The 26,839-nt window shown below is 73.6% G+C and carries 22 protein-coding genes; 10 read left to right on the top strand and 12 right to left on the bottom strand.

Annotated elements, in window-relative coordinates; genetic code table 11:
• Positions 1-402 precede the first annotated feature (402 nt).
• Both QFZ74_RS04815 and fxsA read left to right on the top strand, forming a co-directional pair.
• Positions 403-1,224: a polyprenol monophosphomannose synthase gene (locus QFZ74_RS04815; RefSeq protein WP_307619528.1), complete on the top strand. Its 822-nt coding sequence runs from the start codon at positions 403-405 to the stop codon at positions 1,222-1,224.
• A 61-nt stretch (positions 1,225-1,285) separates the two neighbouring features.
• Entirely contained in the window at positions 1,286-1,834 is a 549-nt protein-coding gene (gene fxsA, locus QFZ74_RS04810) for an FxsA family membrane protein (RefSeq protein WP_307619527.1), read from the top strand.
• A 121-nt stretch (positions 1,835-1,955) separates the two neighbouring features.
• On the opposite strand, the gene QFZ74_RS04805 is transcribed toward fxsA, so the two are convergent.
• From QFZ74_RS04805 to QFZ74_RS04790, 4 genes are all read right to left on the bottom strand, one after another.
• Positions 1,956-2,330 (bottom strand): RNA polymerase-binding protein RbpA, encoded by a 375-nt coding sequence (locus tag QFZ74_RS04805; protein ID WP_003977404.1) that lies wholly within the window; start codon positions 2,328-2,330, stop codon positions 1,956-1,958.
• A 266-nt stretch (positions 2,331-2,596) separates the two neighbouring features.
• The gene (locus QFZ74_RS04800; protein ID WP_307624045.1) at positions 2,597-3,958 is read right to left on the bottom strand and encodes an MFS transporter; all 1,362 of its coding nucleotides are present in this window, start codon (positions 3,956-3,958) and stop codon (positions 2,597-2,599) included.
• A gap of 83 nt (positions 3,959-4,041) precedes the next feature.
• Entirely contained in the window at positions 4,042-4,812 is a 771-nt protein-coding gene (locus tag QFZ74_RS04795) for a glycerophosphodiester phosphodiesterase (protein ID WP_307619526.1), read from the bottom strand.
• Positions 4,809-5,486 (bottom strand): YitT family protein, encoded by a 678-nt coding sequence (locus tag QFZ74_RS04790; protein ID WP_307619525.1) that lies wholly within the window; start codon positions 5,484-5,486, stop codon positions 4,809-4,811. The genes QFZ74_RS04795 and QFZ74_RS04790 overlap by 4 nt, the downstream gene beginning before the upstream one ends.
• 101 nt (positions 5,487-5,587) lie before the next feature.
• Between QFZ74_RS04790 and QFZ74_RS04785 the strand changes: the two genes are divergently transcribed.
• On the top strand, positions 5,588-7,096 hold the full coding sequence (locus QFZ74_RS04785) for a PLP-dependent aminotransferase family protein (RefSeq protein ID WP_307619524.1): 1,509 nt from the start codon (positions 5,588-5,590) through the stop codon (positions 7,094-7,096).
• Positions 7,097-7,228: 132 nt separating this feature from the next.
• Here the strand turns inward: QFZ74_RS04785 and QFZ74_RS04780 are convergent, their stop codons facing one another.
• Positions 7,229-8,887, bottom strand: coding sequence for a hypothetical protein (locus QFZ74_RS04780; protein ID WP_307619523.1), 1,659 nt, complete (start codon positions 8,885-8,887; stop codon positions 7,229-7,231).
• Positions 8,888-8,926: 39 nt separating this feature from the next.
• Complete coding sequence (locus QFZ74_RS04775) at positions 8,927-9,121, bottom strand: hypothetical protein (protein WP_307619522.1); 195 nt, start codon at positions 9,119-9,121, stop codon at positions 8,927-8,929.
• Between the two features lie 238 nt (positions 9,122-9,359).
• Between QFZ74_RS04775 and QFZ74_RS04770 the strand changes: the two genes are divergently transcribed.
• From QFZ74_RS04770 to QFZ74_RS04760, 3 genes are all read left to right on the top strand, one after another.
• Entirely contained in the window at positions 9,360-9,752 is a 393-nt protein-coding gene (locus tag QFZ74_RS04770; RefSeq protein ID WP_307619521.1) for an ankyrin repeat domain-containing protein, read from the top strand.
• Positions 9,753-10,088: 336 nt separating this feature from the next.
• On the top strand, positions 10,089-11,507 hold the full coding sequence (locus QFZ74_RS04765; RefSeq protein ID WP_307619520.1) for a HEAT repeat domain-containing protein: 1,419 nt from the start codon (positions 10,089-10,091) through the stop codon (positions 11,505-11,507).
• Positions 11,508-11,717: 210 nt separating this feature from the next.
• Positions 11,718-12,875 (top strand): glycosyltransferase family 1 protein, encoded by a 1,158-nt coding sequence (locus QFZ74_RS04760; protein WP_307619519.1) that lies wholly within the window; start codon positions 11,718-11,720, stop codon positions 12,873-12,875.
• Between the two features lie 103 nt (positions 12,876-12,978).
• Here QFZ74_RS04760 and QFZ74_RS04755 read toward each other — a convergent pair whose 3' ends face one another.
• Genes QFZ74_RS04755 through QFZ74_RS04735 form a run of 5 tightly spaced genes read right to left on the bottom strand, consistent with a single transcriptional unit; the run spans position 12,979 to position 17,434 of the window.
• Entirely contained in the window at positions 12,979-13,848 is an 870-nt protein-coding gene (locus QFZ74_RS04755) for a biotin-dependent carboxyltransferase family protein (protein ID WP_307619518.1), read from the bottom strand.
• Positions 13,845-14,462: an allophanate hydrolase subunit 1 gene (locus tag QFZ74_RS04750; protein WP_307619517.1), complete on the bottom strand. Its 618-nt coding sequence runs from the start codon at positions 14,460-14,462 to the stop codon at positions 13,845-13,847. The genes QFZ74_RS04755 and QFZ74_RS04750 overlap by 4 nt, the downstream gene beginning before the upstream one ends.
• Positions 14,459-15,217: a LamB/YcsF family protein gene (locus QFZ74_RS04745; RefSeq protein WP_307619516.1), complete on the bottom strand. Its 759-nt coding sequence runs from the start codon at positions 15,215-15,217 to the stop codon at positions 14,459-14,461. Before QFZ74_RS04745 ends, QFZ74_RS04750 begins: the two co-directional genes overlap by 4 nt.
• Before the next feature lie 43 nt (positions 15,218-15,260).
• The gene (locus QFZ74_RS04740) at positions 15,261-16,109 is read right to left on the bottom strand and encodes a putative hydro-lyase (protein WP_307624044.1); all 849 of its coding nucleotides are present in this window, start codon (positions 16,107-16,109) and stop codon (positions 15,261-15,263) included.
• 5 nt (positions 16,110-16,114) lie between these two features.
• On the bottom strand, positions 16,115-17,434 hold the full coding sequence (locus QFZ74_RS04735) for an MFS transporter (protein WP_307619515.1): 1,320 nt from the start codon (positions 17,432-17,434) through the stop codon (positions 16,115-16,117).
• Positions 17,435-17,599: 165 nt separating this feature from the next.
• Here QFZ74_RS04735 and QFZ74_RS04730 point away from each other — a divergent pair, with 165 nt between their 5' ends.
• The 4 genes from QFZ74_RS04730 to QFZ74_RS04715 all read left to right on the top strand — a co-directional run bounded on the left by QFZ74_RS04730 (position 17,600) and on the right by QFZ74_RS04715 (position 25,810).
• Positions 17,600-18,310 carry a GntR family transcriptional regulator gene (locus tag QFZ74_RS04730; protein ID WP_307619514.1) on the top strand — a complete coding sequence of 237 codons (711 nt, stop codon included), beginning with the start codon at positions 17,600-17,602 and terminating at the stop codon, positions 18,308-18,310.
• Between the two features lie 336 nt (positions 18,311-18,646).
• Positions 18,647-20,173 (top strand): hypothetical protein, encoded by a 1,527-nt coding sequence (locus tag QFZ74_RS04725; RefSeq protein ID WP_307619513.1) that lies wholly within the window; start codon positions 18,647-18,649, stop codon positions 20,171-20,173.
• A gap of 52 nt (positions 20,174-20,225) precedes the next feature.
• Positions 20,226-21,104 carry a hypothetical protein gene (locus QFZ74_RS04720; RefSeq protein WP_307619512.1) on the top strand — a complete coding sequence of 293 codons (879 nt, stop codon included), beginning with the start codon at positions 20,226-20,228 and terminating at the stop codon, positions 21,102-21,104.
• Positions 21,105-21,184: 80 nt separating this feature from the next.
• A complete protein-coding gene (locus QFZ74_RS04715; RefSeq protein ID WP_307619511.1) occupies positions 21,185-25,810 on the top strand; it encodes a hypothetical protein in 4,626 nt (1,541 codons plus the stop codon).
• A 73-nt stretch (positions 25,811-25,883) separates the two neighbouring features.
• On the opposite strand, the gene QFZ74_RS04710 is transcribed toward QFZ74_RS04715, so the two are convergent.
• A complete protein-coding gene (locus QFZ74_RS04710; RefSeq protein WP_307619510.1) occupies positions 25,884-26,423 on the bottom strand; it encodes a hypothetical protein in 540 nt (179 codons plus the stop codon).
• Positions 26,424-26,839: the final 416 nt, after the last annotated feature.

The following is a 26,839-nucleotide window of genomic DNA, read 5'->3' as shown; positions in this document are numbered from 1 at the left end:
GTAGGTTCGGCGGAGTCCACCACCGGACGCCCGACGGGGGAGCTTCCGCGCACGCGTCGCAGCGCCGCTGGGTCAGGGACGGTGTGCCGCACCGGGCACCGTCGCTGGGAGCCAGGCTCAGCGTCCGCGCCGACGAGGGAACGTTCCGGCCGGTCGGGAAGGTGCGACCCGGGTGGGGCCCGGACGCTCAGTAGACAACGGCCTCAGGTCGACCCGCAGCCAGCGGGTCCCGGGCCGGCCCGAAGGGTGCCGGGCCCCCATCCGCAGAAGTCGCGGCGAACCCGAAACCCTCACGTGTACCCCGCGCTCGCGGATTCGACACCACCGAGCCCCCGCGCCGCCGCGTCATCGCAGGACGCGGCCACTATGGTGGTCCCCTGCGTACGACACGAAGGGGCAGCAGTGAACGACGGCGACGGGACCCGCGGGGCACAGGCCCAGGGCAGGCAGTTCGGTCCGCTCGGCACCACCTTGGTGATCATCCCGACCTACAACGAGGCGGAGAACGTCAAGGCCATCGTCGGCCGGGTGCGCAAGTCCGTCCCCGAGGCGCATGTCCTCGTGGCGGACGACAACAGCCCCGACGGCACGGGCAAGCTCGCCGACGAGCTGGCCGCCCTGGACGACCAGGTCCACGTGCTGCACCGCAAGGGCAAGGAGGGCCTCGGCGCCGCCTACCTCGCCGGCTTCCGCTGGGGCCTGGACAACGGCTACGGCGTGCTGGTCGAGATGGACGCCGACGGCTCTCACCGGCCCGAGGAACTGCCCCGGCTGCTCACCGCGCTCAAGGGCGCCGACCTGGTGCTCGGCTCGCGCTGGGTGCCCGGCGGCCGGGTGGTGAACTGGCCCAGGAGCCGTGAGGTCATCTCCCGCGGCGGCAGCCTCTACTCGCGCCTCGCCCTCGACCTGCCGCTGCGCGACATCACCGGTGGCTACCGCGCCTTCCGCCGCGAGACGCTGGAGGGCCTCGGCCTCGACGACGTCGCCTCCCAGGGCTATTGCTTCCAGGTCGACCTGGCCCGCCGCGCGGTGAAGGCCGGCTTCCACGTCGTCGAAGTGCCCATCACCTTCGTCGAACGCGAACTGGGCGACTCCAAGATGAGCCGCGACATCCTGGTCGAGGCGCTGTGGCGGGTCACGGCGTGGGGCGTGCGCGAGCGGGTCGGCAAGCTCGCGAACAAGGCCGCCGGCAAGCAGGGCAAGCAGGGCAAGCAAGGCGCCTGACCTCGTCCGCGTTGATCGTCCCCTTATCCCGCACTGAGCCGGGCCCAGGCACACTGGGAGCATGATGACTGGCGCTCCGACCCCGACCGACAGGCCCCGGCGCTCCCGGCTGCGGACCTTCCTGCCGCTGGGCATCGCGGCGTGGCTGGTGCTGGAGATCTGGCTGCTGACCCTCGTGGCGCACGCGGCCGGCGGTCTCACGGTGTTCCTGCTCCTGCTGGCGGGCGTCATCGCCGGGTCCGTCGTCGTCAAGCGCGCGGGGCGCCGCGCCTTCCGCGGCCTCAACGAGGCGCTCCAGCGGGGCGCCTCCCCCAAGCGCGCCGGCGGCAACGGCCTGACGATGCTCGGCGGCCTGCTGCTGATGTTGCCCGGCCTGCTCTCCGACGTCATCGGCCTGCTCCTGCTGGTCCCGCCGGTCCAGAAGACCCTGAGCGGTCACGGCCAGCGCCTCTTCGACCGCAAGCTACGCGGCGCCACCGCCGGAACGCTGGGCGACGCCTTCCAGCAGGCCCGCATGCACCGCCCCGACGGCAAGGTCGTCCAGGGCGAGGTCATCCGGGACGAACCGTCCGACACCCCGAGGGAACAGCGCCCGCCGCTGAATCGCTGAACCCGCCGGCCCCGGCGCACGCAAACAAAACCGCGGGCGCCGTACGTGATCTCACGTACGGCGCCCGCGATCGTTTACGCGTGCTGTGAACCGGCCGAGCCCCGCAAGGACCCCGCAGGGACTACGCCGACTTGCGGCTGTCCCGGGGATGAACCGCGATGTTCATCGCACCGGAGCGCAGAACCGCCAGACGCTCCTCGAGGACCTCTTCGAGTTCCTCACGGGTGCGTCGCTCCATCAGCATGTCCCAATGCGTACGCGCCGGCTTGGCCTTCTTCTCCTCAGGGCCGTCGCCGTCCACCAGGAGTGCCTGCGCACCGCAGACCTTGCACTCCCACTCCGGCGGAATCTCCGCCTCGACGGAGAAGGGCATCTCGAAGCGATGTCCCTTCTCACATGCGTACTCCACGGCCTGGCGCGGAGCCAGGTCGATGCCGCGGTCGGTCTCGTAGCTGGTCACCACGAGGCGCGTACCGCGAAGAGCTCGCTCACTCATGAATCGTGCCTCCCGGGCTTGTCGCCCACAGGACAGGTGTCGCTGTCGTCGTCATCCGGTCAACGTCCGGTCGGCGGTAAAGATTCCCGTTCAGGGTCATGCGTCGCCGTCGTAGCCGCCCCTTTTTGTACCCACCGGCGCCCGGTTTGTCACATCTGCAAACAGATGTCACCCGGCGTTTCGGCATCTTTGACGCGCAGTAACGGTACGCCTGGCAGGCCAAACGCGTACACTACCGCCCTTTCGTGTTGAGCGCTAAATCAGCGCTACATCCGTTCCGGGACCGGATTGCCCGCCTCCGTCACCGCTCGCCGTACCGGCACCCTCGCCAGCAGGACGAACCCGATGACGAAGAAGGCGGCCAGCGAGAAGATCGCCGAGCGGTAGCTGCCGGTCAGCTGGTATGTCATCCCGAACAGCAGCGGCCCCAGCCAGCTCATGCCCCGGTCGCTCATCTCGTAAGCGGAGAAGTACTCGGCTTCCTTGCCGGGCGGCACGAGATGGGAGAACAGCGAGCGGGACAGCGCCTGGCTCCCGCCGAGCACCAGCCCGATCCCCGCGGCCAGCACGTAGAACCACACCGGCGCCCGGGCCGGCAGGAAGTACCCGGCTCCCAGCGTGACCGTCCAGGCGACGAGCGAGCCGAGGATCGTGCGCTTGGCGCCGTACGCCCGGGCCAGCCGCCCCATCGCCAGCGCGCCGACGACCGCCAGCACCTGGACCATCAGCACCGCCCCGATGAGCGTCGACTGGCCGAGCCCCAGCTCCTCGGAGCCGTAGACCGACGCCTGGGTGATCACCGTCTGGATGCCGTCGTTGTAGACGAGGTACGCCAGCAGGAAGGCCAGCGTCAGCGGGTGGCGGCGCATGTCGCGGGCGGTCGCCACCAGTTGCCGTAGCGCGGGAGTGGTGGCGCGGGCGGCCGTCGGCCCGCCCGTACGCCGGTCGCGCAGCCGCCGCAGCGGTACGAGCGCGAAGGCGCCCCACCACAGCCCGGCCGAGGCCAGGCACACACGGATCGCGACCGTCTCGGACAGGCCGAAGCTGTCGTGCGCGGAGTACAGGACGAGGTTGGCGACCAGCACCAGGGAGCCCGCGGCGTAGCCGAAGGCCCAGCCGCGCGAGGAGACCGCGTCGCGTTCCTCGGGCGGGGCGATCTGCGGCAGATAGGAGTTGTAGAGCATCATCGCCACGGACTGGGCCGCGTTCGCGACGATCAGCAGGGCGCCGCCGAGCAGATACCGGTCGCCGTCCAGGAAGAACATGCCCGTCGTCGCCGCGGCCCCGGTGTACGCCGCCGCCGCGAGCAGGGGCTTCTTGCGGCCGGTGCGGTCGGCAGCGCTGCCCACCAGGGGCATCACCAGGACCGCCAGGACCACCGACAGGGACACCGAGTAGGCGAAGAACGCTCCGGCACGGACCGGGACGCCCAGCGGGTGCACGTATCCGTCCGCGTCCGCCGCCGACCGTGCGACCGCGGTCAGATAGGGGCCGAGGAACACGGTGAGCACGCTCGTCGAGTAGACGGAGCACGCCCAGTCGTAGAAGTACCAGCCGTGCTGCTCGCGCCGCCGCTCGGCGGCCTCCGCCGCCGGTTCCGGCAGGTCGCGTTCGGGCGGGACCCCCATCGCCCGCTCGGTCTTCGTCCCCACCCGTGCCTCGCTTCCCCCGCTGACGGTGCCGTGCCAAGGCGGGGGCGCGCCGGGGGTGATCAGGCCCAGACGCCTCGGTCCTCCATGACCTTGCGCAACATGTCGATGTGATCGGTCATGATGCCATCGACCCCCAGGTCCAGGAGCCGGTGCATCCGCTCCGGTTCGTTGACCGTCCACACGTGCACCTGAAGCCCGCGCGCGTGTGCGGCGCGGACGAAGCGGTGGTCGACCACCAGCACGCCCGACTGGGACTCGGGGACCTGCGCGGCGACCGCCGAGCGACGTACGGCGGCGGGCAGTCCCCAGGACCGCAGCCGCAGACCGAGCACGCCGCGGGTGCCGAACGACGTGGCGAGGCGCGGCCCGGCGAGCCGCTGGGCGCGCAGCACCCGCGCCTCGGAGAAGGAGCCCACGCAGACGCGGTCGTAGGCGTCCGCGCGCTCGATCAGCTCCAGGAGGGGGCGCAGGGCGGGCTCCGCCTTGACGTCGATGTTCCAGCGGACCTCGGGGAACGCCTCCAGCAGCTCCTCGAACAGCGGCACCGGCTCGCGCCCCGCCACCCGCGCCTGCCGTACGTCCGCCCAGGGCAGGTCGGCTATCCGGCCCGCCCCGTCGGTGATCCGGTCCAGCGTCGCGTCGTGGAACGCGACGAGCCGGCCGTCGGCCGTGGCGTGCACGTCCGTCTCGATGTACCGGTAGCCCGCCGCCACCGCCTGCCTGAACTGGGCCGCGGTGTTCTCCAGGCCGTCCGCCGCCCCGCCCCGGTGGGCGAAGGGGATCGGGCCGGGATGGTCGAGATAGGGATGGCGTATCGGCACGGTGGTCACGGGTGAAGTATCGCGCGCTCCGGTTGCCGTCCGGCGACGACCGTGCTGCGCCCCGATGCCGAGGGCAGGGCGAACACCCGCAGGAAGAACTGGGCCAGCGGGCCGATGCACAGCGCGTACAGGACAGTGCCGACGCCCACGGTGCCGCCGAGGGCGAAGCCGGTCGCGACCACGGTCGCCTCCAGGACGGTGCGGATCAGCCGGATCGAGCGTCCCGTGCGCTGGTGCAGCCCGGTCATCAGGCCGTCGCGGGGGCCCGGGCCGAAGGACGCCGCGATGTACAGGCCGGTCGCCATGCCGTTCAGCACGATGCCCGCGACAAGCACCGGAATCCGCACGGCGAGCGTGTGGACGTCGGGGAGGACGGTCAGGCACATGTCCATGGCGAAGCCGATCACCAGGACGTTGGAGACGGTGCCGAGGCCGGGGCGCTGGCGCAGCGGCACCCACAGCAGCAGCACCAGCGCGCCGACGATGGTCAGCACCAGCCCCATGCTCAGCCCCGTCAGCTTCGCGAGCCCCTGGTGCAGGACGCCCCAGGGCTCCAGGCCCAGGCCCGCCTCCACGAAAAGGGCGGTGCTCGCGCCGTACAGGACGAGGCCGACGTACAGCTGGATCAGCCGCCGCGCGAGATGGCTCCGCTTGGACGGGTCGGTGAACGGCTCAGCGGACAAAAGTGCCCCCCTGTGTGGCAATGGTGGACCGGTGCATGCCACTCTGTGGCTTGGAAACAGAAGCCATCCATGGCCAATTCGGGGAAGGTGGACTGATCTTCATGGCGTCGTGGACCTCAGCGGTGGGAGCCGCTCAGCTCGCCCGGCTCCTCAACTCCCAGCAGGACCGCCCCGCCGGCCCCGGAACCCGCCGCCCGCCCGCCTACCGTGCGCTCGCCGACGGCATCCGGCTGCTCGTGCTCGAAGGGCGCGTGCCCGTGGCCGCCCGGCTGCCCGCCGAGCGCGAACTGGCGCTCTCCCTCTCCGTCAGCCGCACCACGGTCGCCGCCGCCTACGAGGCGCTGCGCACCGAGGGCTTCCTGGAGTCCCGGCGCGGCGCGGGCAGCTGGACCGCCGTACCGGCCGGAAATCCGCTGCCCGCGCGCGGGCTCGAACCGCTGCCGCCCGAGTCGCTGGGCTCGGTCATCGACCTCGGCTGTGCCGCGCTGCCCGCGCCCGAGCCGTGGCTGACCCGGGCCGTCCAGGGCGCGCTGGAGGAACTACCGCCGTACGCGCACACGCACGGCGACTACCCGGCCGGTCTGCCCGCGCTGCGCGCGATGATCGCCGAGCGCTACACGGAGCGCGGGATCCCCACCATGCCCGAGCAGATCATGGTGACGACCGGCGCCATGGGCGCCATGGACGCGATCTGCCACCTCTTCGCCGGCCGCGGCGAGCGCATCGCCGTCGAGTCGCCGTCGTACGCCAACATCCTCCAGCTGATGCGGGAGGCGGGCGCCCGGCTGGTCCCGGTCGCCATGGGCGAGGGGCTCACGGGCTGGGACCTGGACCGCTGGCGCCAGGTGCTGCGCGAGGCCGCGCCCCGGCTCGCCTATGTCGTCGCCGACTTCCACAACCCCAGCGGCGCGCTGGCCGACGAGGACCAGCGGCGCCGGCTGGTGGACGCGGCCCGCTCGGCGGGGACGGTGCTCGTCGTCGACGAGACGATGAGCGAGCTGTACCTGGACGAGGACCTGACTCGCGCGGACATGCCGCGCCCGGTGTGCGGCTTCGACCCGGCCGGCTCGACGGTCATCACGGTCGGTTCTGCCAGCAAGGCCTTCTGGGCCGGGATGCGCATCGGCTGGGTCCGCGCGGCTCCTGATGTCATCCGCAGCCTGGTCGCCGCGCGCGCGTACGCCGACCTGGGCACCCCCGTCCTGGAGCAGCTCGCCGTGAACTGGCTCTTCAGCACCGGCGGTTGGGAGCAGGCGGTGGACCTGCGGCGCGTCCAGGCGCGGGAGAACCGGGACGCCCTCGTGACGGCGGTACGGCGCGAACTGCCGGAGTGGGAGTTCGAGGTGCCCCGGGGCGGCCTCACGCTGTGGGTGCGCGCGGGCGGTCTGTCGGGCTCGCGGCTGGCGGAGGCGGGGGAGCGGGTCGGCGTCCGCGTGCCCTCCGGCCCGCGCTTCGGGGTCGACGGCGCCTTCGAGGGCTATGTGCGACTGCCGTTCACCGTGGCGGGAGCGGTGGCGGAGGAGGCTGCGGTACGCCTGGCTGCCGCGGCCCGGCTGGTGGAGTCGGGTGCGACGGGCGGAGCGGAGCCGCCGCGCACGTTCGTGGCGTAGGCACGGGTGGGGTCCCGTGTCCGTCCTTCGTGCGGTGTGGCGGAGGAGGCTGCGGTACGCCTGGCTGCCGCGGCCCGGCTGGTGGAGCCCCGCCGCAGCAGGGCCCCGTATTCGTACGTCGTCCCGTGGCGGTCAGGTGCTCTCGGCCGCCATGGCCTGGGCGTGCAGCGGCTGGGTCGACGGGCCCTTCGGCTGTGCCTCCACCGGCGCGGCGGGCACCGGCTCGGCCTCCACGGGGGTCGCGTCCGGCCCGGCCGCGTCCAGCGGCTCGCCGGCCTCGGGGGAGGTGCGGGCCGGGAGCAGGGCCAGCACCGCCTGCCGGTCGGCGTCGCTCGTCGCGTCGTCGTACGGGTCGGGCGTGGACGGCACCTGGAGCCGGTGAACCGGACCGGAGCCCAGCCGCGCGTAACCGCGCCCCGGCGGGACGTCGGTGAGCGGTGTCGTGTGCGCGGGCGCGCCCAAGACCGAGGCGAGTTGCTCCGGCGTCGCGGGTCCGAGCACGACCCGCGCGCGCGTGTGCTGCCGTACCGCCTCGCTCAACGCGTCCGCGCCGTCGAGCTGTTCGGCGACGGCCACGGTCACATTGGCCGCCCGCCCGTGCCGCAGCGGGACCTGGAGCAGTGCCTGCGGATCCCTGCGTCCCTCCGCGGCCGCGAGGTGGGTGAAGGTGCTCGGCCGGTCCAGCAGGATCCACAGCGGACGCCTGGTGTCGTCCGGCGGCGGATGCCCGGCCTGCCGGGCCCGGTTGGCGGCGATCAGCCGCCGCTCCGTCTCGTGTGCCGCCCACTCCAGGCTGGAGAGCGCCCCGGTCAGCCCGCACTCGACGGCCACGACACCGTCCCGGCCGGTCAGGCAGGCGTACTCGCTGGTGCCGCCGCCTTCGACGATGAGCACATCGCCGTGCTGGAGCGCCTGGAGGGCGATCGAGCGCAGCAGGGTCGAGGTGCCGCTGCCGGGCTGGCCGACGGCCAGCAGGTGCGGTTCGGTGGAGCGGATGCCGGTGCGCCAGACGACCGGCGGGACATCGCGCTGCTCCTCGCCGTAGCCGAGGGGGAGCGTGCGCTGGACCTCGGTGGGGTCGGTGAAGCCGAGGACGGTCTCGCCGGGCGCGGTGACGAACCGCTGGGCGGCGATGTCGGTGGGCAGCGGGGCGAGGACGGTGACCGTGAGCTGGTTGGCCTCCTCGTCCCACACGAAGTGGTACTCACGGCCCCGGCCGGCCTTGGCGGTGAGCAGATGCTCGATCCGCGCGCGGGCTTCGGGCTCGCCGTCGGGGAAGTAGGCCGGGTAGCGGATCACGAGGTGGCCGACGCGGCCCGCGTCGTCGAACTCGTGGGTGGCGAAGGCCTTGTCCCAGGCCCCGCCGTGGGCGTAGAGGGGCGCCGGGTCCTCGGGGGCAGAGAAGTACGGCACCAGGGCCTCGTACAGCGATTGGAGCCGCTGCGCCTGGGACTCGTCGGGCCCCTCGGGTTCGGACGCGGTGCGGTCCCGGCCGTGCCAGGCTGCCGCCGCCATCAGCGAGATGACGGCGAGCAGCGGGCCGTAGGGCACCAGCGCCACGACCAGGACCACCGCGGCCACCAGGAACAGCAGCGGCCCGCGCTTGTCCTTGGGCGTGTCCGCCCACTTGCGCCGTCCGGCCGAGGCCAGCCGGCGCAGTCCGCGCGTGACGGTGATCAGCGGGTGGAGGACGTCGGTGGCGCTGTCGGCCGCCGTCCGGGCCAGCTCCCGGCTCCTGGCGATCTGTGCGCTGCCGTTGCTCAGAATGCGGGGGAGAGGGCGCCGGGCCACTGCTGTCTCCTGTCGGTGCGTAAGGGCGGGAGGGGTGCGTCAGAACTTGATGCCGCCGAGGAGGCTCGCCAGGCTCTCGCCGCCGGCTTTGATGCTCGGGGCGATGGCCGTGCTGGCGAGGTAGAAGCCGAACAGGGATGCGACCACTGCGTGGGAAGCCTTGAGGCCGTCCTTCCTGAAGAAGAGGAAGACGATGATGCCGAGCAGGACAACGCCGGACATGGAGAGAATCATTTGAGGTCTCCTGGTGTCGATGGGGGGACAGTCACCATGAGTTGTTCCAGCATCACAGCATGTATCCATACGATAAAAGGTGCAACTGGGTGAATCTCGGCGCATTTCCCCCGGTTGGCGGCGCCCGGACGGCCCCCTGCAGGCCAGTACGCTGGCGCTTCACCCGTACGGCAGTCGAATCGCGCGCTGACGTACGCTCCCCCGGTTCGAGAAATGCGCAGGAGAGGTGGTCCGCCCGATGAGTGAAGCCCCCGACCCCGAGGTCGTGGAGCTGGCGACCAGGATCTTCGATCTGGCCCGGCAGGGGCGGACCGAGGAGCTCGTGGCCTACGTCGACGCCGGCGTCCCGGCCGACCTCACCAACGACCGAGGCGACTCCCTGGTGATGCTCGCCGCCTATCACGGCCACGCCGAAACGGTGCGCGCGCTGCTCGCGCGCGGGGCCGCCGTGGACCGGGTCAACGACCGCGGCCAGACGCCGCTCGCCGGTGCCGTCTTCAAGGGCGAGCAGGAAGTGATCAAGGCGCTTGTCGAAGGCGGCGCCGATCCCGCGGCCGGAACTCCGTCGGCCATCGACACCGCCCGGATGTTCGGCAGGACGGAACTCCTGGAATTGTTCGGTACACGCTGATCCGAACCGCCCTGACCAGGGCTGACCAGGTCCTGAGCAGGAACTGACCGGGCACGGCAAGAAAAACGGGGGAGGCGGTGAAAAGGCCGCCCGAAATACGGTCGCGGCAGGAGAAACCGCGGGTCATCATGACGTCGTGATTCACGGTCGAGATGGCGGGGCAGATGTTGCCGCACACACGCGGACCGTGACGCGGTCCGCGAGGGCTCCGACGAGAGGCAGAGGAAAAAATGGTCTACAGCAAGCACGAGACGGCGGGCGCCCCGACGTTGTGTCACGCGGCCAGGTAATGCGTGTGTCCCGGTCACGTCGACGCTTGATGTGAGGCTGTTTCCCATGTTCGATCCGGTCATAGCGCCCAGCGGCACACTGCTGGGCCTGCTCCAGCGGGGCCGCGGCGACGGCACGCTGCACGCCCTCACCGCCCCGCGCCCCGAAGCGCTCGCGGCGCTCAACCACTGCGTGCTGCGCGACCCGCGCCACGACTGGCAGGTCGAGAACCGCTCCCTGTACTACGCGCGGCTCTACCTCGACCTGCACGGTGAACTGGACGCCATCGAGACGCACCTCTTCGGCGCCGAGGACGTCCTCGACCCTGAGGAGGCCCGCACCGGCCTCGCCCTGTCCGTTCTCGGGCACCTCGCGTCGTACGGCAGGCGCGACGCGCTCGTGCTGCTGCGCAGGTACGCCGCCTCGGGCGCCAACTGGGCCTGGGCCCTGGACGAACTGGCGCTCCGGGACGACGACGCCGGCCTGCGCGCCCTCGCCGCCCCGGTCCTGGCCCGCTTCCCTGCCGACGCCGAGGGTGAGGCCGAACTGGCCGTCGCCGTGCGGGACGCCTTCGAGCCGCGGCCCTGGCGGCTGTGGGCCGAGGACCCGCGCGAGTCGATCGCCACGCGCGTGCGCACCGCCCAGGAAACGGGCAGCTTCGACCGCTGGCAACGGCAGATGCGGCCGAGCGGTCCCCGCCCGGGGTGGAGTGTGTCAGCGGTCTTCAAATGGGCCCAGCAGGGCGTCGAACGCGGCGCCGTCCTCCATGTCCCGGCCGCCCGCTGTCTCGCCGCCGTCGCGGCCCCTGACGACCGTCCGGAGATCCTCCTGGCCGCCCGCGCCGGCACCGAGGGCGCCCGCTGCACCGCCCTTCGCTACCTCGCCGACAGCGACGATCCCGACGCTCCCGCCCTGATCGAGGCCGCGGTGGCCGACGGTCCGGGGCCCGTCATGGAGGCCGCCGTCGACGCCTTCGAGCGCATGCGCGGCGAGGCCGCCGTCGAGCGGGCGCGCGGCTGGGCCCACCGGCCCGACGCCCTCGGCGCCGCCGCCGGTCGCGTGCTCGCCTGCCGGGGCGGGGCGCAGGACAGCGACCTCGTCCTCGGCGCGCTCCGTGAGACCGTACGGGGCGAGGGGCCCGACGCGCCCGGACTGTGGACCCTCGTCGACGGAGCCGGCCGCCTCGGCATCGCCTGCGCGGCGCCCGTGCTGCGCCACGTGTACCGGGAGACGGCGTCCTCCCATCTGCGCGGCCGCGCCGCCCGCGCCCTGGCCGCCACCGACCCCTCCTTCCCGACCGGCTTCGGCGTCGAATGCCTGTGGGACTGCGAGGAGACCACCCGCGAACTCGCCGCCCGCTACGCGGAGACCGGTGACAACCGCGTCGTCGAGCGCCTGCGCCGCCTCGCCGCCGACCCGGCCGAGGAGGCCGAGGTCCAGACGGCGGTGCGCAGCCGGATCGGTCCGGACGGGCCCGCCGTGTGACGGCCAGGGACGGCCGGACCGGGCGGGCGTCGCGCCCCAGGGGCGCACGGGAACGGCCGCCGGGTGAACCTGAACCCCGGATGACCTGGCGGTCACGAGGTGGGACGTGGCCTGACCTGCGTCGCGGTCTGGCGCAACGCTCACGGGACGTTCGCCGTTCGGAAAGATCCACTTTGGCGTGGCCACGTCCGGCACGACGAGAACACCCGTATGCGTGTCGTCATCGTGACCGAGTCCTTTCCCCCCGATGTGAACGGCGTGGCCCACTGCGCGCTCCAGACCGTCCGGCACCTCGTCGATCGCGGGCACGCTCCCCTGGTCGTCGCCCCGGCCGTTCCGAAGTCCACGGCCCACCCCGTGCCGCCTGGGCCGGGAGGCGCGTCCGACGCCGGAGGCGGCGACCCCGCCGAGGTGCCGTGCCCCGTCGTCCGGGTGCCGTCCCTGCCGCTGCCCGGCTATCCGCAGGTCCGCGTCGCCCTCCCCAGCCGGCGCGTCGCCGTGGCCCTCGCCGAGCACCGGGCCGACGTCGTCCACCTGGCCAGCCCCTTCGTCCTCGGCGTCCGCGGCATGGCGGCCGCCGCCCGGCTCGGCATCCCGGCCGTGGCCGTCTACCAGACCGACCTCGCCGGGTACGCCCGCACCTACATGGGGGCGGGCGAGGCGGCCGCCTGGCGGCGCATCCGTTCCGTCCACGCCGCCGCCGACCGCACCCTCGCTCCCTCCCGCCCGGCCCTGAGCGACCTGGAGGCGCACGGCGTGCCGCGCGTGAGCCTGTGGCCGCGCGGCGTCGACACCGCGCGCTTCGGGCCCGAGCGCCGGGACGAGTCGCTGCGCCGCGAACTCGCCCCGGACGGCGAGCTGATCGTCGGCTACGTCGGACGGCTCGCCCCCGAGAAGCACGTGGAGCTCCTGGCGGAGGCCTGCGGCCTGCCCGGGGTACGCGTCGTGGTCGTCGGGGACGGGCCCAGCCGGGCCCACCTCGCCGAGACGCTGCCCGGCGCCGTCTTCCTGGGCCGCCGCACGGGGCCCGAACTCGCCCGGATCTTCGCCTCGTTCGACGTCTTCGCGCACACCGGCCCGTTCGAGACCTTCTGCCAGACCGTGCAGGAGGCCATGGCGAGCGGCCTGCCCGTCGTCGCCCCCGCCGCCGGCGGCGGCGACGACGGCGAGGCCTTCGCGGACGCCGTGGAGCTGCTCCTGGAGCGCCCCGAGCGGCAGCGCCGGGAAGCGGCCCGCGCGTGGGCGGAGTGCTTCGGGTGGGGTACGGCGGTCGAGGCGTTCCTCGCGGCCCATGACGCGACGGTCCGGCCCGTGCGGACGGGACGTTCCACCGCGGGCGCGCGCGGTCTGCCGAAGGGCGTGGGATGAAACCGGTGCGGTTCATGGCGCTCGGGGACTCGGCGACGGGTGGCGAGGCTGGGCCGCGCTCCTGGCGGACGGACTCGCCGCCGGGCCCGGCCGGTGTCAGGGGTCAGCGATGGCGTACGGCGGTGAAGCGGAGTGGGGTGCCGGGGGCGGCTTGTGCGGCTGCGGGGAGGTCGGTGGGGCGGACCACGGCGATCACCGGGTAGCCGCCGGTGGTCGGATGGTCGGCGAGGAAGACGACCGGGCGGCCGTCCGGGGGGACCTGGACCGCGCCCCACACCATGCCCTCGCTGGGGAGTTCACCGGAGACGGCCCGCTCCAGGGGCGGTCCCTCCGTGCGCAGGCCGATGCGGTTGCCGGCGGCGGACACGCGATAGGTGCGCGTGGTGAAGTCCCGGAGCGCCTGGGGCGTGAACCAGTCGTCGCGCGGCCCCAGGGTCACGCGCAGGACCAGTTCGGCCGGCGGGCGCGGCTGCGGGGCGACGTCCACGCGCGCGTGGGGTGCGGCGGGGCGGCCGAGCGGCAGCACCGTGCCGTCCGTGAGCGGCGCCGGGCCGAGGCCCGACAACAAGTCGGTGGAGCGGCTGCCGAGGACCGGTTCGACGGCGATGCCGCCGGAGACGGCCACATAGGACCGTACGCCGGAGGCAGCCGTTCCCACGTTCAGGAGCTTCCCGGCCGGAACCACGACCGGCGCACCCCAGGCGGCGGGGCGGCCGCCCACCGTGATGGGGCAGGGAGCACCCCCGACCGCCACGGCGACCGTGGAACGCGGGCGTAGGGCACAGCCGTTGAGGGTCGTCTCCAGGACGGCGGCGTCCGCCGGGTTGCCGACGAGCCGGTTGACGAGCGCCGCGGCGGGCATGTCGAGCGCCCCGGAGCGCGGCACGCCCAGGTGGGCGTACCCGGGCCGGCCCCGGTCCTGCACGGTGGTCAGGGCGCCTGACCGCTCGACGACGAGCGCGCGGTCGGTCATGCCGCGGCCACCGGTACGAAGCGGACACGGGCGCCCGGTGACAGCAGCGCGGCCGGCACGCGCGCGTGGTCCCACAGCACCGCGTCCGTCGTCCCGATCAGCTGCCAGCCGCCGGGGGAGGAGCGCGGGTACACGCCGGTGTACGGACCCGCCAGCGCCACCGCGCCCGCCGGGACCGTCGTCCGCGGGGAGGACCTGCGCGGCACGTCGTAGCGCTCGGGCAGACCGGTGAGGTAGCCGAAGCCGGGCGCGAACCCGCAGAAGGCGACGGTGAATTCGGCGCCCGCGTGGATGGACGCCACCTCCGGTTCCGGTACGCCCCAGTGGGCCGCGACCTCGGCGAGGTCCGGGCCGTCGTAGCGGACCGGGAGTTCGACGACCTCACGCGCGCGGGAGGGCACCGGCGGCACCGCGGCGGCGCTCAGTTCGGTCTCCCAGCGGACCGGATCGGCCAGCCCGTCGAGCAGCACCGTGCGGGCCGCCGGGACGATCTCGCGGACGGTGAGCTCGCCCTCCGCGCGGCGGCGCAGCAGCTCCGCGTGCAGCGCCTGGGCCTCGTCGCCGCATCCGACCTCGACGAGCAGGGCGCTGTCACCGACCCGCCGTGTCCTCATGCGAACGCCTCCACCCGGATGCCCGCCGCCTCCAGCCGACCGCGCACCCGGCGGGCCAGCTCCACCGCGCCGGGTGAGTCGCCGTGCACGCACAGGGAACGCGCGCGTACCGGGATGACCACGCCCGAGTGCGAGGCGACCCGGCCGTCCCGGGCCAGGTCCATGGAGCGCTCCACGACGTCCAGCGGGTCGCTGATCACCGCGCCTTCCTGCCCGCGCGGCACGAGCGTGCCCTCCTCGGTGTAGGCGCGGTCCGCGAACGCCTCGGTGACGGCGGGCAGTCCGGCCTTGCCCGCCAGCTCCAGCAGACGCGAGCCCGGCAGACCCAGCACCGGCAGGGAGGCGCCCGCGAGGAGCACGCCGTCGACCACCGCCGTGGCCTGCTCCTCGTCGCGCACGACCCGGTTGTACAGCGCGCCGTGCGGCTTCACGTACGCCACACGTGACCCCGCCGCGCGCGCGAAGACGTCCAGGGCCCCGATCTGGTAGGCGACTTCGGCCGCCAGCTCGGCGGCCGGCACGTCCATCGCGCGCCTGCCGAACCCGGCCAGGTCCCGGTAGGAAACCTGGGCGCCGATCGTCACGCCCCGCTCGGCCGCCAGCTCGCACACCCGCCGCATGGTCGCCGCGTCCCCGGCGTGGAAGCCGCAGGCCACGTTGGCGCTGGTGACGACGGACAGCAGCCGCTCGTCGTCGGTCAGCCGCCAGCGGCCGAAGCCCTCGCCGAGGTCGGCGTTCAGATCGATCGAGGTCATGGGTCCTTCGGTGTCCTTCCGTGGGCGTGCGCCGCGCCGGCCGTCAGGCGGCCACGCGGTACTGCTCGTCGCGGGCGTCGGTGACGAACATCTGGCCCGGCGCGTGGGTGAGGGCGAACGGCGGCCGGGACGCCATCACCGCGGCCTGAGGGGTCACACCGCAGGCCCAGAACACGGGGATGTCGTCCGGACCGGCCTCGACCGGCTCACCGAAGTCGGGCCGCCCGAGGTCGTCGATGCCGAGAGCCGAGGGATCGCCGCAGTGCACGGGAGCGCCGTGCACCGCGGGCAGCAGGCTGCTCTCGCCGATCGCGGCCGCCAGGTGCCGCGCGGGCACCGGGCGCATCGACACCACCATCGGACCGCGCAGCCGCCCCGCCGGACGGCACTGCCGGCCCGTCACGTACATCGGCACGTTGCGGCCCTGCTCCACGTGCCGGATCGGGACACCCGCCTGCGCCAGCGCCCACTCGAACGTGAAGCTGCACCCGATCAGGAACGACACCAGGTCCTCGCGCCAGTAGGCACGCACGTCCGTCGGCTCTTCCACCAGCTCGCCGTCCCGCCACACCCGGTAGCGCGGCAGGTCGGTGCGCAGGTCGGCGCCGTCCGCGAGGACGGTGCTCCAGGACCCGGCGTCCGTGACGTCGAGCACCGGACACGGCTTCGGGTTGCGCTGGCAGAACAGCAGCATGTCGTAGGCCCAGTCGGCGGGCACCGAGATGAGGTTGGCCTGCGTGTGGCCCGCCGCGACCCCGGCCGTGGGGCCCGCGAGGCCCCTGCGGAAGCGGTCGCGGGCGGTTTTCGGGCTCCACGCGCGCGCGTGCTCGTCGACGAGCGTCACGGGGCGGTCCTGTGCGACGAGGGCCGGACCCTCCTGCGTACGGTGAATCCCGCTCACGCCAGCTCCTTCCCCCGCGTCTCCGGAAGACCGAGGAGCGCCAGTGCCGCGAGGCCGTAGCCGATCGCGCCGAAGACCAGCGCGCCGCCCACACCCCAGCTGTCGGCGAGGAAGCCCACCAGGGTCGGGAAGACCGCGCCCACCGCGCGCCCCGTGTTGTACGTGAAGCCCTGCCCGGTGCCGCGCACCGCCGTCGGGTACAGCTCGCTCAGGTAGGAGCCGAACCCGCTGAAGATCGCCGACATGCAGAAGCCCAGCGGGAAACCGAGCACCAGGAGCAGGGTGTTGGCGCCGCTCGGGATGTTGGCGTACACCAGGATGCACAGGGCCGACAGCAGCGCGAAGAGCCAGATGTTGCGGCGCCGGCCCAGTCGGTCGGTGAGGTAACCGCCGGTCAGATAGCCGATGAAGGCGCCCGATATCAGGAAGGTGAGATAGCCGCCGGTGCCGACGACCGACAGCCCGCGCTCGCTCTTCAGGTACGTCGGGACCCAGGTCGCCAGCGTGTAGTAGCCGCCCTGGACACCGGTGGACAGCAGGCCCGCGAAGACCGTCGTCCGCAGCAGCCCCGGCGCCTCGGCGCTGCCCGGCCGGAAGATGGCCGCGAACGAGCCGCGCTCCGCGCTCTCCTCACGGGCCGCCTCGGCCTGCGGCGCGTCTTTCACCCGGCGCCGCAGCCACACCACGAGGAGGGCGGGCAGCGCACCGGTCCAGAACATCACACGCCAGGCCAGGTCCTCGCCGGCGAACGAGAAGACCAGCGTGTAGACCACCGCGGCCAGCGCCCAGCCGACGGCCCACGAGCTCTGGACGGCGCCGAGCGTACGGCCGCGGTGCTTCGCGCTCGCGTACTCGGCGACCAGGATCGCGCCGACCGCCCACTCGCCGCCGAAGCCGAGCCCCTGGAAGGCGCGGAAGACCAGCAGCGTCTCGTAGTTGGGCGCGAAGCCGCAGGCCACGGTGAAGACGGCGTACGTGACCACCGTGATCATCAGCGCCTTGACCCGGCCGACCCGGTCCGCGAGCACGCCCGCCAGGGCGCCGCCGACCGCGGAGACGACCAGCGTGACCGTGGTGATCAGACCGGTCTGGGCGCTGTCCAGGCCGAAGTACGCGGCCAGCGCGACCATCGTCAGCGGCAGCGTGAAGTAGTCGTAGGAATCCAGGGCATATCCACCGAAAGCTCCGGTGAACGCGCGCCTGCCGCGCGGACCGAGGGCGTGCAGCCAGCCCAACGGGCCGTCTTCGGAGCCGCGTTCACGCGCGCCCGGCGACGTGTCGGAGGGGAGGGCCTGCGGTGGAGGGGTCGTGCTCATGGGCACCTCGCAGATGAGGGACGGAGGGTGCGGGGCGTGCGGGGCTGAGCCGTGGGTCGTGGGGCCGTGGGGGAGCCTTGCCGTGCGGAGCACCGTAGGGGATCGTTCAACGATCCTTCAATACCTACGTTGTCTCGTCCTTATGTCTGCGGTTGAATTCCGGGCATGGCAGAGCAGTTGACGGAACTGTCCGACGACCGCGCGCTCCTCGGGCGCACCAGCACCGCGGAGCGGGTGTCCGACATCCTCAGAAGCCGTATCGCCGAGGGTTATTTCCCGCCAGGCACCCGGCTGTCCGAGGACAGCATCGGCGGGGCGCTCGGTGTGTCGCGCAACACACTGCGCGAGGCGTTCCGGCTGCTCACCCACGAACGCCTGCTCGTCCACGAGCTCAACCGGGGCGTCTTCGTCCGGGTCCTGACGGTGGAGGACGTCGAGGACATCTACCGCACCCGCACCCTGGTCGAATGCGCCGTCGTCCGCGCGCTCGGCGAACCGCCGTACGCCGTGCGGGGACTGGCCGCCGCGGTCACGGAGGGGCAGCTGGCGACCGTCGAAAATGACTGGAAAGCACTGGGTACGGCCAACATCCACTTCCACCGGGAGCTCGTCGCCCTGGCCGGCAGCGAGCGCACCGACGAACTGATGCGCAGCGTCTTCGCCGAGCTGCGCCTCGCCTTCCACGTCGTCGACGACCCGCGCCGGCTGCACGAGCCGTACCTGGCACGCAACCGCCAGATCCTCCAGGCGCTCCAGGCCGGGGACAGCCGCGAGGCCGAAAGGCTGCTGGACACCTACCTCGCCGACTCGCTCGAACGAGTGGTGGAGGTGTACCGGCGCCGCGTCGGCGAGGGCGGGCCGGCGGCGGCCGAATGAGAGTGGCTCAGCGGCGGCCGACTGAGGGCGGGCCGACAGCGGCCGAATGAGAGTGAGCCGGGAGTGGCCGGCTGAGGGCGGGCCGGAGTCGCCGACTGGGCATGGACCGGTAGTGGCCGACCAAGGGCGGGCTGGAGTCGCCGACTGGGGGCGGGCCGGAGTCGAGGACGGGCCGGGAGCCGTCGACCGAGGGCGGGCTGGAGTCGCCGACTGGGTACGGGCCGGGAGTCGACCGAGGGCGGCGCGACCGCGGCCAGCGTGTCTCGCGTCGCCGTGACGGCCGTCGTTTCTGCGCCGTTTGGGTAGTTGTCAGGGCGAGGACCTAGTCTGTGCACCGTGACTTCGCCTGCATCGACGGACAGCGTTCCGCCCCAGCTCAGCGCGGGGCCGCGCCCCGCCGTGGGCCCGGCCGCCGACGAGGGACTGGCGCGGCGGCTGCGCGCGCTCGCCTGCACCGCGCCGCTGCACGACCTGGACACCCGCAAGGCGAACCTCGCGGGCGCCTACTCGGTGTACGGCATGGCGGAGGTGGCCCTCGCAGCCATCGACCTCGTCACCCTGAACATGGACTTCGACACCGGCGCCGACCACGACCAGATAGTCGCACGGCTCCTCCCGCGCATCGCCGCCCAGGCCCCCGCGCGCCCCGCCACCGAGCACGAGCGCGTGGCCCGCTGGGTTCTGGAGAACCTCATCAACGTCGGCAGTGTCGACCGCGGCTTCCGCGCCGTGTACGGCACCTTCGCGGCCGACGGCACCTACGTCCGCCGCGACTACGACTTCAAGCTGATCGAGGAGGTCCCGGGCCCCGGCGGCACGGTCTTCCTGCGCACCACCGACGAGGCCGTCAACGTCCTCGTCGGCGCCCTGGACACCGATGTCACCAGCGCCCAGATCGCCGCCGAGGTCAAGCTGGAGGTGCTGATCAACCGCGGCCGGCTCGCCGACGCCCAGCTCGCCGCCGAGCAGGCCCGCTACCGCACGGTCCAGTACGCGGAGACCCTGCGCCGCGCCCTGGAGGCGACCCGGCGCAACGTGCGCGCCGTGGACTGGCTCAACTCCGTGCCCGACATGATCGCCGAGGCGCTCGACCACGTCGCCGACCGGTACCGCCACGAGAACGCGATCCTCACCAACATCCGCAAGGCGCGCGACGAGAGCGAGGACCCCGGGCACAAGCGCCGGGCCGCCGAGCTGGTCGACATCGTCAAGGACTGCATCCGCCGGCACACCCAGCTGCAGTCCCGGCTGCTCGAAGCGGGCCCGCTCTTCCGCGCCGAGCAGGACCGGCAGGCCTTCGCCACGCCCCTGACCGCCTCGGGCACCGACCTGTACGGCCACCTCCTCGCGCCCTCCCTCCCGCTGCCCCTGAAGCAGGCGGTCCGGGTCACGGACGCCTTCTTCGCGCGCGGGACCGGTCTGCGGACGCCCGCGTCGGTACGGGTCGGTGACCTCGTCGACCTCCTGCTGACCCCGCCCATGGAGCGGGAGCATCTCGGCGCCGAGATGCCCGAGCCCGACCTCATCGCCACGCCGGACGACAGCCGGTTCAGCGAGGAGCAACTGGCCGCCGCCAAGGAGCTGCTGGACCTGCCGGCCGACGCGCCGCGCAGGCTCTCCGGACTGCTCGCCGACGCCCGCAGGCAGGACCCCGAGCTGCCCTATCTCGTCGCCCTGCTGGCCGTCCACGCGGCCAGCCCGGCGGTGGGCACCGCCTACCGGCAGGGCGAGGAGAAGCTGCTGTTCGCCGTCGACGACAGCACGGAGCTGGACGACGAGGAGTTCGGCGGGGCCGACCTCATCGTCGGCACGGCCCTGCTGGACGCGGCCGCGATGGCGGCGGACCGGACGGAGGCGTCATGAACGCGGCCGCCCGATGGACCAAGCAATGTGAGCGCGACAAGGAGCCCCGACCGTGACCGAGCACGTCGACTGGAGCGAGCCCGAGCCTGCCGCGGCCCCGGCAGCCTCCGCCGTCACGCCCGCCGACGCCGCCGACGCCGCCCGGCTCGTCGCCTTCGGACTCCAGCCCAAGCTCCAGCCCGCCCGCGACCAGGACTACACCGACCTGCTGCGCCGCTACCGCGAGGACCCGGCGTTCGCACGACTCGCGGACGCCGTGGCCACCGGCCTGGGACTCGTCGTCCTGGAGGTGTCCCCGCGCGCGGGCATGGCCGTGACCGCCGCCGAGGACTCGGTGTTCGCCGTCCGCATGAGCGACTACGCGCGCCGTACGTCCGCCGACTCGGGCGACCGGTTCCTGCACGGGCTCGCCCATCTCGCCATCGCCGCCCTGGCGTTCCCGCGCCCCGAGGACCTGGCCGACGACGGCTACATCGGGCGCCTCACCGTCAACGGCGTCGACGCCTTCGTACGGCAGGCCTGCCGCCGCCTCGAACAGCGCGCCGAGCAGCAGGGCGAGAACACCGACCCGGCCACCGACACGCCCGCCCTGGAGGCCGCGTGGCGGATCTGGGCCCGGCGCAGCGCGACCGGCGCCACCAAGGACGCGCGCCGGCTTGCCGGTTCGACGACCGGCATCGTCGGCAAGGCGACCGCCTTCCTCACCGACTCCGGCTTCCTCCAGCGCACCGGCGACGACCACGGCGGCACCTACCGCACCACCGCCCGCTACCAGCTCCAGGTGCGCGACCTGGCGAGCAGCGCCGCCATGGCCGAACTGCTGGAGCTCGGCATCGTTCCGGTCACCGACGGCAGCGCCAGCCTGCTGCCCCCCGAGGACACCGACGACCTGGAACTGGTCGCCGACGCCGGGCTGCCGTTCCACTCCTGAGGCCTTGGGCCCCGCCCCTCATGGGCGCCCGCCCCCCTGAACCACCGCACATTTCCGAAGACTTAACGCGAGAGTCCGCCATGTACGAGCTGTCCCGGGTCCGCCTCTACTCCATCGGACCCGCCGGTGCACGCTACGCCGACACCGTGCTTGACCTGCGGGGCGTGGGCGCACCGGTCCCCGATCCCGCCCCCAGGCAGGCGGAGTTCTTCGAGGACGAGCCGGCCGGCCCGCCGCACCGGCCCGCGCCCGCCGGCGTGCTCTTCCTGGAGAACGGCGGCGGCAAGTCCGTCCTGCTCAAGCTGATCTTCTCCGTGATGCTGCCGGGACACCGCAACACCCTCGGCGGCGCCAGCTCCGGCGTGCTGCGCAAGTTCCTGCTCGCCGACGACTGCGGCCATGTGGCGCTGGAATGGCAGCACGTGCTGACCGGCGAGTGCGTCGTCGTCGGCAAGGCCAGCGAGTGGCGCGGACGCCAGGTCTCCAACGACCCGCGGAAGTTCGCCGAGGCCTGGTACTCCTTCCGGCCCGGCCCCGGACTCAGCCTCGACAACCTCCCCGTCGCGGAGTCCACCGCCGTACGCCCGGCAGTCGAGGGCCAGTCCGGCGCCCAGGGCCGCCGCCGCACCATGAAGGGCTTCCGGGACGCCCTCACCGAGGCGGGGCGCACCTACCCGCACCTGGAGGTGCACTGGGAGGAGACCCACGAGCGCTGGACCGAGCACCTCGGCGAGCTGGGCCTCGACCCCGAACTCTTCCGCTACCAGCGGGAGATGAACGCCGACGAGGGCGAGGCGGCGGGCCTCTTCGCGGTCAAGAAGGACTCCGACTTCACCGACCTGCTGCTGCGCGCGGTCACCGACACCCGGGACACCGACGGGCTCGCCGACCTGGTCAGCGGCTTCGGCAACAAGCTGGGGCGGCGCGCCGAGCTGATGGCCGAACGGGACTTCACGGCCGGGTCGGTCGACCTGCTCGGACGGATCGTCGAGGCCACCGAGACACGCTCCCACGCGCGGGACATCCACGCCGGAGCCGAGCGCCGCACCCGCACCCTCGCGCGCCGGCTCTCCGCGCGCGGGGTACGCGAGCGGGTGCGCGCCGCCGACCTCGCACAGCGCGTCACCGCCGCGGCGTACGCCGTCACGCACTCCGAGGCCGCCCGGGAACGCAGCTCGCTGATCGCCGCCGAACTCGCCTACCGGCACGCCTCGCTGGCTCTCGCCGCGGGCGAGAAGGCCGCCGCCGCGCAGAAGCGCGAGCTGGCCGACGCACGCACCCTGCACTCCGCCTGGCAGGCCGCCGAGACCGTGCTGCGCCACCGCGCCGCCTCCGACCGCGTCGCGCGCGTGGCCGCCGCCATCCAGGAGGCCGAACGGGACGCCGCCCCCGCCCTGGCCGCCCGGGCCAGGGCCGCCGTCGATCTCGTACGCGCCCTCCAGTCGGCCGCCGAGAACGCAGAGGCCGTCGCCAACGAGGGGGAGGAACGCTCCGCAGCGCTCCAGGAGGTCGGCGAATCCGCGTACCGCGAGTCGACCACCGCCGCCACCGAGGCGCAGCGCGCCCGCAGCGAGGCCGGCCATCTGCGCCAGCGCCTGACCGAGGTCGAGCAGGAGACCGCCGAGGCGGTACGCAAGGGCTGGCTCGACGACAGCGCGCCCGACGCCGATCCCGCCCGTGCCGCCCTCGCGGCCAGCGACGCCGAGCAGACCGCGGTCGCCGCCTGGGACGCGGCCCGCGAGGCCGCCCGCCGCGCCACCGAGCAGGCCCGCGAGGCAGCCTCCGCCGAGTCCCGCGCCGAACTGACGGCGGCCCGCGCCGCGGACGCCGCGACGGCGGCGCAGCGCGCGTACGAGGCCGAGCGGCGCACCGCCGAGGCCCTCGCCGCCGAGGAACGGCTCGCGGAGCTGCTGAGCCTCGACGGCGCGACGCGCCCGCTCGTCCCGCAGCCCCGGCAGGACGGCGAGACGGACGCCGCTCCGGCCCCGTCGGGCGACGGCCGTCTCACGCCCGAGGACCTCGACCGCTTCGCCGACGAGCTACGCGAACTCCTCGACGGCACCGTCTCCTCCGCCGAACGGCAGCTCTTCGACCTGCGCACGGCCGCCGCCGACGACGCCCGCATCCTGGGCGCCCTCGGCGACGGGGGGCTGCTGCCGCCCAGTCACGACGTGCTGGCCACCGTCGAGTTCCTCGGCGAGCACGGCATCCCGGCACTGCCCGGCTGGCGCTATCTCGCCCAGGCCGTGGACCCCGCCGACCACGCCCGCGTGCTCGCCGCCCGCCCGGAACTGGTCGACGGTGTGATCATCACCGACCCGGACACCCACCAGCGGGCCCGCGAGGCACTCGACGACGCGGCGCTGCTGCCGCGCTCCACCGTGGCCGTCGGTACCGCCGCCGCCCTGCTCGCCCCCGCCCCGGCCACCGACGCGTCCACCGGCGACGTGTTCCTCGTACCGCCGAACCCGGCCATGCACGACGAGCACGCCGCCGACGAGGAGCGGCAGGCGCTGCGCACGCGGGCGGCCGTGCGCGACGAGGAGATCCGCACACTCGCCGCACGGCTCGGCAAGGACCGTGAACTGGCCGCCCGTCTCGCCTCGTGGCGCACCGGCTGCCCGCAGGGCCACCTGCTCGAACTGGCCCAGACCGCCCACGACGCGCGCGCGTTCGCCGAGGAGTCCGAGGCGGAACTGGCCGAGGCACGCACCACCCGGGCCGAGACCGAGGAGACGGCCGCCGAAGCCGTGCAGGTGCGCGACGAGCGGCAGGAGGCCGCGCAGAAGGCGCGGCGCGCCGCCGACGCCCTCGCCGGACTCGCCTTCCGGCTGCGCGAGCGCTCCGGCTGGCAGGCCAAGCTCCGCGAACTCGCCGACGAGGCCACCGAGTCGGAGGCCCGCGCCCAGCTCTGCCTGGAGCGCGCCCGCGCCGCCGACGAGGACCGCCGCGCCGCCCAGCGCGCCGCCGACGACGCCCGTCGCACGGCCCGCGCGCTGCGCGCCGAGCGCTCCGAGATCGCCGGCGCGCCCGACGACGTCCCCGAGGCCGGCGCCGACGAGGCCCCCCAGGCCTCGCTGCCCGCCCTCCGCGAGGCCTACCGGGCCGCCTCCCAGCTGTACGAGAAGGTCGGCGTCGGCGCCGACCTGCGCGCCGAACAGGCCCGCGCGGAGAGCGACGAGAGCGCGGCCCGCGCCGAACTCGACCGGCTCAGCAACAAGGTCCGTAGCCGCGCCGAGCTGCTGCTCCAGTCGCCCGACGGCTCGGACGGCCCCTCCCGGCAGGCCGCCGCCGCGCGCGCCGAGGAGCTGGTGCACCTCCTGGAGACCCGCATGTCGACCGCGAGCGAGCAGCTCGGCCGACTGCGCGGCGAGGCCGAGCGGCACGCACCTGAGGAAGGTGACGCCCACACCGAGCTCGCCGAGGACCGCGTCCCCCGCGACGCCGAGCACGCCCAGACGCTGCTGCGCACCGCCACCACCGAACTCGCCTCCCGCACCGAGGCGTTGGCTCAGGCCCGCGCGTCGCACGCCGAGTTCCTGGACGCCCACCGCGCCGCCGAGGACGCCGCCGGCGGCTTCGACGAGATCGCCGCCATGCTCCGCGACCTGCTGCGCGAACAGGGCACGGAGGAGGAGCAGGAGGCGCCCGAGCCCTACCCGGGCACCCTGGAGGAGGCCCGGCAGTCCGCCGCCGAGGCCCGCCGGTCGCTGCGCGGCTGCGCCGCCGACCTGTCCGCCGCCGAGTCCTCCGTGCGGGAGGCCAGTGACGTGCTGGTCCGGCACGCCAACTCCACGCGCTACGAGCACGTCCGCACCCCCGCCCGCCAGCAGATCCGGGAACTGCCCGCCGCCGCGCTGCCCGAGCACGCGGCGAAGTGGGCCGAGGCCTTCGCGCCGCGGCTGCGGGTCCTCACTGACGAACTGGAGCAGCTGGAGCGCAACAGGGACTCGATCGTGGACCGGCTGCGCGGACTCGTCGAGTCGGCGCTCGCCACGCTGCGCTCCGCCCAGCGGCTCTCCCGGCTGCCCGAGGGGCTCGGCGAGTGGTCCGGGCAGGAGTTCCTGCGCATCCGCTTCGAGGAGCCCGACCAGGCCACGCTCACGGAGCGGCTCGGCGAGGTCATCGACGAGGCGACCCGGGCCGCCGTGAAGAAGAACTCCGATCTGCGGCGCGACGGCATGTCCCTGCTGCTGCGCGGTGTGGCCGCGGCACTCCACCCCAAGGGCGTCGCCGTCGAGATCCTCAAGCCCGACGCCGTGCTGCGCGCGGAGCGCGTCCCCGTCGGTCAGATGGGCGACGTGTTCTCCGGCGGCCAGCTGCTCACCGCCGCCATCGCCCTGTACTGCACGATGGCCGCCCTGCGGAGCAACGACCGGGGACGCGACAAGCACCGGCACGCGGGCACCCTGTTCCTGGACAACCCCATCGGCCGCGCCAACGCGACGTACCTGCTGGAACTCCAGCGGGCCGTCTCCGACGCGCTGGGTGTCCAGCTCCTGTACACCACGGGCTTGTTCGACACGACCGCGCTCGCCGAGTTCCCGCTGGTGATCCGGCTGCGCAACGACGCAGACCTCCGGGCCGGCCTGAAGTACATCAGCGTGGAGGAGCACCTGCGCCCCGGCCTGCCGCAGCAGATCCCGGCCGGCGAAGCGGCGCACAGCGAGATCACGGCGACCCGGATGTTCAAGCGGCCGTCCTGACCCCCGCCGAGGGCGCCGTCACCGGCGGCGCCCTCACGGAACTCGCGGAGCGCGGCGTTCGGCAGGGCCCGGGTCAGGAGTGCGACAACTGCCCGGCGCCGCCCCGCCGGCGTATCCGCTCCCGCTCCCGCCCGGCGGCCCGTTCCAGTCGCCGGGCCGCGCGCCGCTCACGGCGCCGCTGCCGTGCCGTACTGCTCGGTGCCGACACCACGCCGTAGCGCTGGTTCCACACCTGGCGGGTCACCCAGACGTCGAGCGCGCCCCAAGTGGCCACCACCGTGCCGGCGACACTGCCCATCACCATCGGGAACGCCAGCCAGGATTCGGCCATCGCGCACAGGAACGCCACCATCGCCTGTATCAGCGCCACGGCGATGAACAGCACCGCCCGCACCGCCGCCGTGCGCACCGGATCGGGCAGCCGACGCCGTCGCGCCGGTTCCTCGACCCACAACGGCCGATAGTGCGCCGGTCGTTGCGCCCCGGAAGCCGCTGACCGCGCCTCGCGCCCCTGCGACGGGATTGCGCCACCCGGCGCTTCCCGGAACCGCTGCTCCGCCGGGCTCCCCGCCACGTCGTGCTCCGGCGCATCGCGCCGCTCCGCCGTGCCCATCACCGTGTCACTCCCCACCGCCGGCAAACCGCTCACTCGGTGTCCGAAGACACCGACTCCCCTGTGGCTGCCCGGCTTGCGTTGTTTTACGCCGCCCGGATGCGCGATACGACTCCTGAGGTCGAATCCGCCCCCATTTCCCGTACAGAAGGACGAACGAGGCGTCCGGAAGATTCCCGGCGGCGAAAAAATCCCGCCAGCCATTTCTGTCCAGACACGCCGGACGTGCCCCCCGGTTGCGTTCGCATCGGGGTGGCAATCGCCTGCCATGGGGGGTGGCAATCTCCCGCAATGCCCGGACAACTCGCCATGTCCCCTTCCTGACAAGGCAGTTCGCACTCCGGACGGCACTTCGAGTTGGCCGTGGGACGGTAGTAGGCTCGCGTGCGTTTGTTGACGCACATGTGTCCCCCGGG

The sequence above is a fragment of the Streptomyces sp. V3I7 genome (assembly GCF_030817495.1).
GTDB lineage: Bacteria > Actinomycetota > Actinomycetes > Streptomycetales > Streptomycetaceae > Streptomyces.
Note: the sequence above shows the minus strand (reverse complement) of the source record. Positions and strands in the feature narration are given on the sequence as shown.

Coding starts and splice junctions, on each gene's coding strand:
- fxsA (WP_307619527.1), top strand. CDS start 1,286: ATGATGACTGGCGCTCCGACCCCGACCGACAGGCCCCGGCGCTCCCGG.
- QFZ74_RS04805 (WP_003977404.1), bottom strand. CDS start 2,330: ATGAGTGAGCGAGCTCTTCGCGGTACGCGCCTCGTGGTGACCAGCTAC.
- QFZ74_RS04800 (WP_307624045.1), bottom strand. CDS start 3,958: ATGGGGGTCCCGCCCGAACGCGACCTGCCGGAACCGGCGGCGGAGGCC.
- QFZ74_RS04785 (WP_307619524.1), top strand. CDS start 5,588: ATGGCGTCGTGGACCTCAGCGGTGGGAGCCGCTCAGCTCGCCCGGCTC.
- QFZ74_RS04775 (WP_307619522.1), bottom strand. CDS start 9,121: ATGATTCTCTCCATGTCCGGCGTTGTCCTGCTCGGCATCATCGTCTTC.
- QFZ74_RS04770 (WP_307619521.1), top strand. CDS start 9,360: ATGAGTGAAGCCCCCGACCCCGAGGTCGTGGAGCTGGCGACCAGGATC.
- QFZ74_RS04765 (WP_307619520.1), top strand. CDS start 10,089: ATGTTCGATCCGGTCATAGCGCCCAGCGGCACACTGCTGGGCCTGCTC.
- QFZ74_RS04760 (WP_307619519.1), top strand. CDS start 11,718: ATGCGTGTCGTCATCGTGACCGAGTCCTTTCCCCCCGATGTGAACGGC.
- QFZ74_RS04755 (WP_307619518.1), bottom strand. CDS start 13,848: ATGACCGACCGCGCGCTCGTCGTCGAGCGGTCAGGCGCCCTGACCACC.
- QFZ74_RS04750 (WP_307619517.1), bottom strand. CDS start 14,462: ATGAGGACACGGCGGGTCGGTGACAGCGCCCTGCTCGTCGAGGTCGGA.
- QFZ74_RS04745 (WP_307619516.1), bottom strand. CDS start 15,217: ATGACCTCGATCGATCTGAACGCCGACCTCGGCGAGGGCTTCGGCCGC.
- QFZ74_RS04735 (WP_307619515.1), bottom strand. CDS start 17,434: ATGAGCACGACCCCTCCACCGCAGGCCCTCCCCTCCGACACGTCGCCG.
- QFZ74_RS04730 (WP_307619514.1), top strand. CDS start 17,600: ATGGCAGAGCAGTTGACGGAACTGTCCGACGACCGCGCGCTCCTCGGG.
- QFZ74_RS04715 (WP_307619511.1), top strand. CDS start 21,185: ATGTACGAGCTGTCCCGGGTCCGCCTCTACTCCATCGGACCCGCCGGT.
- QFZ74_RS04710 (WP_307619510.1), bottom strand. CDS start 26,423: ATGGGCACGGCGGAGCGGCGCGATGCGCCGGAGCACGACGTGGCGGGG.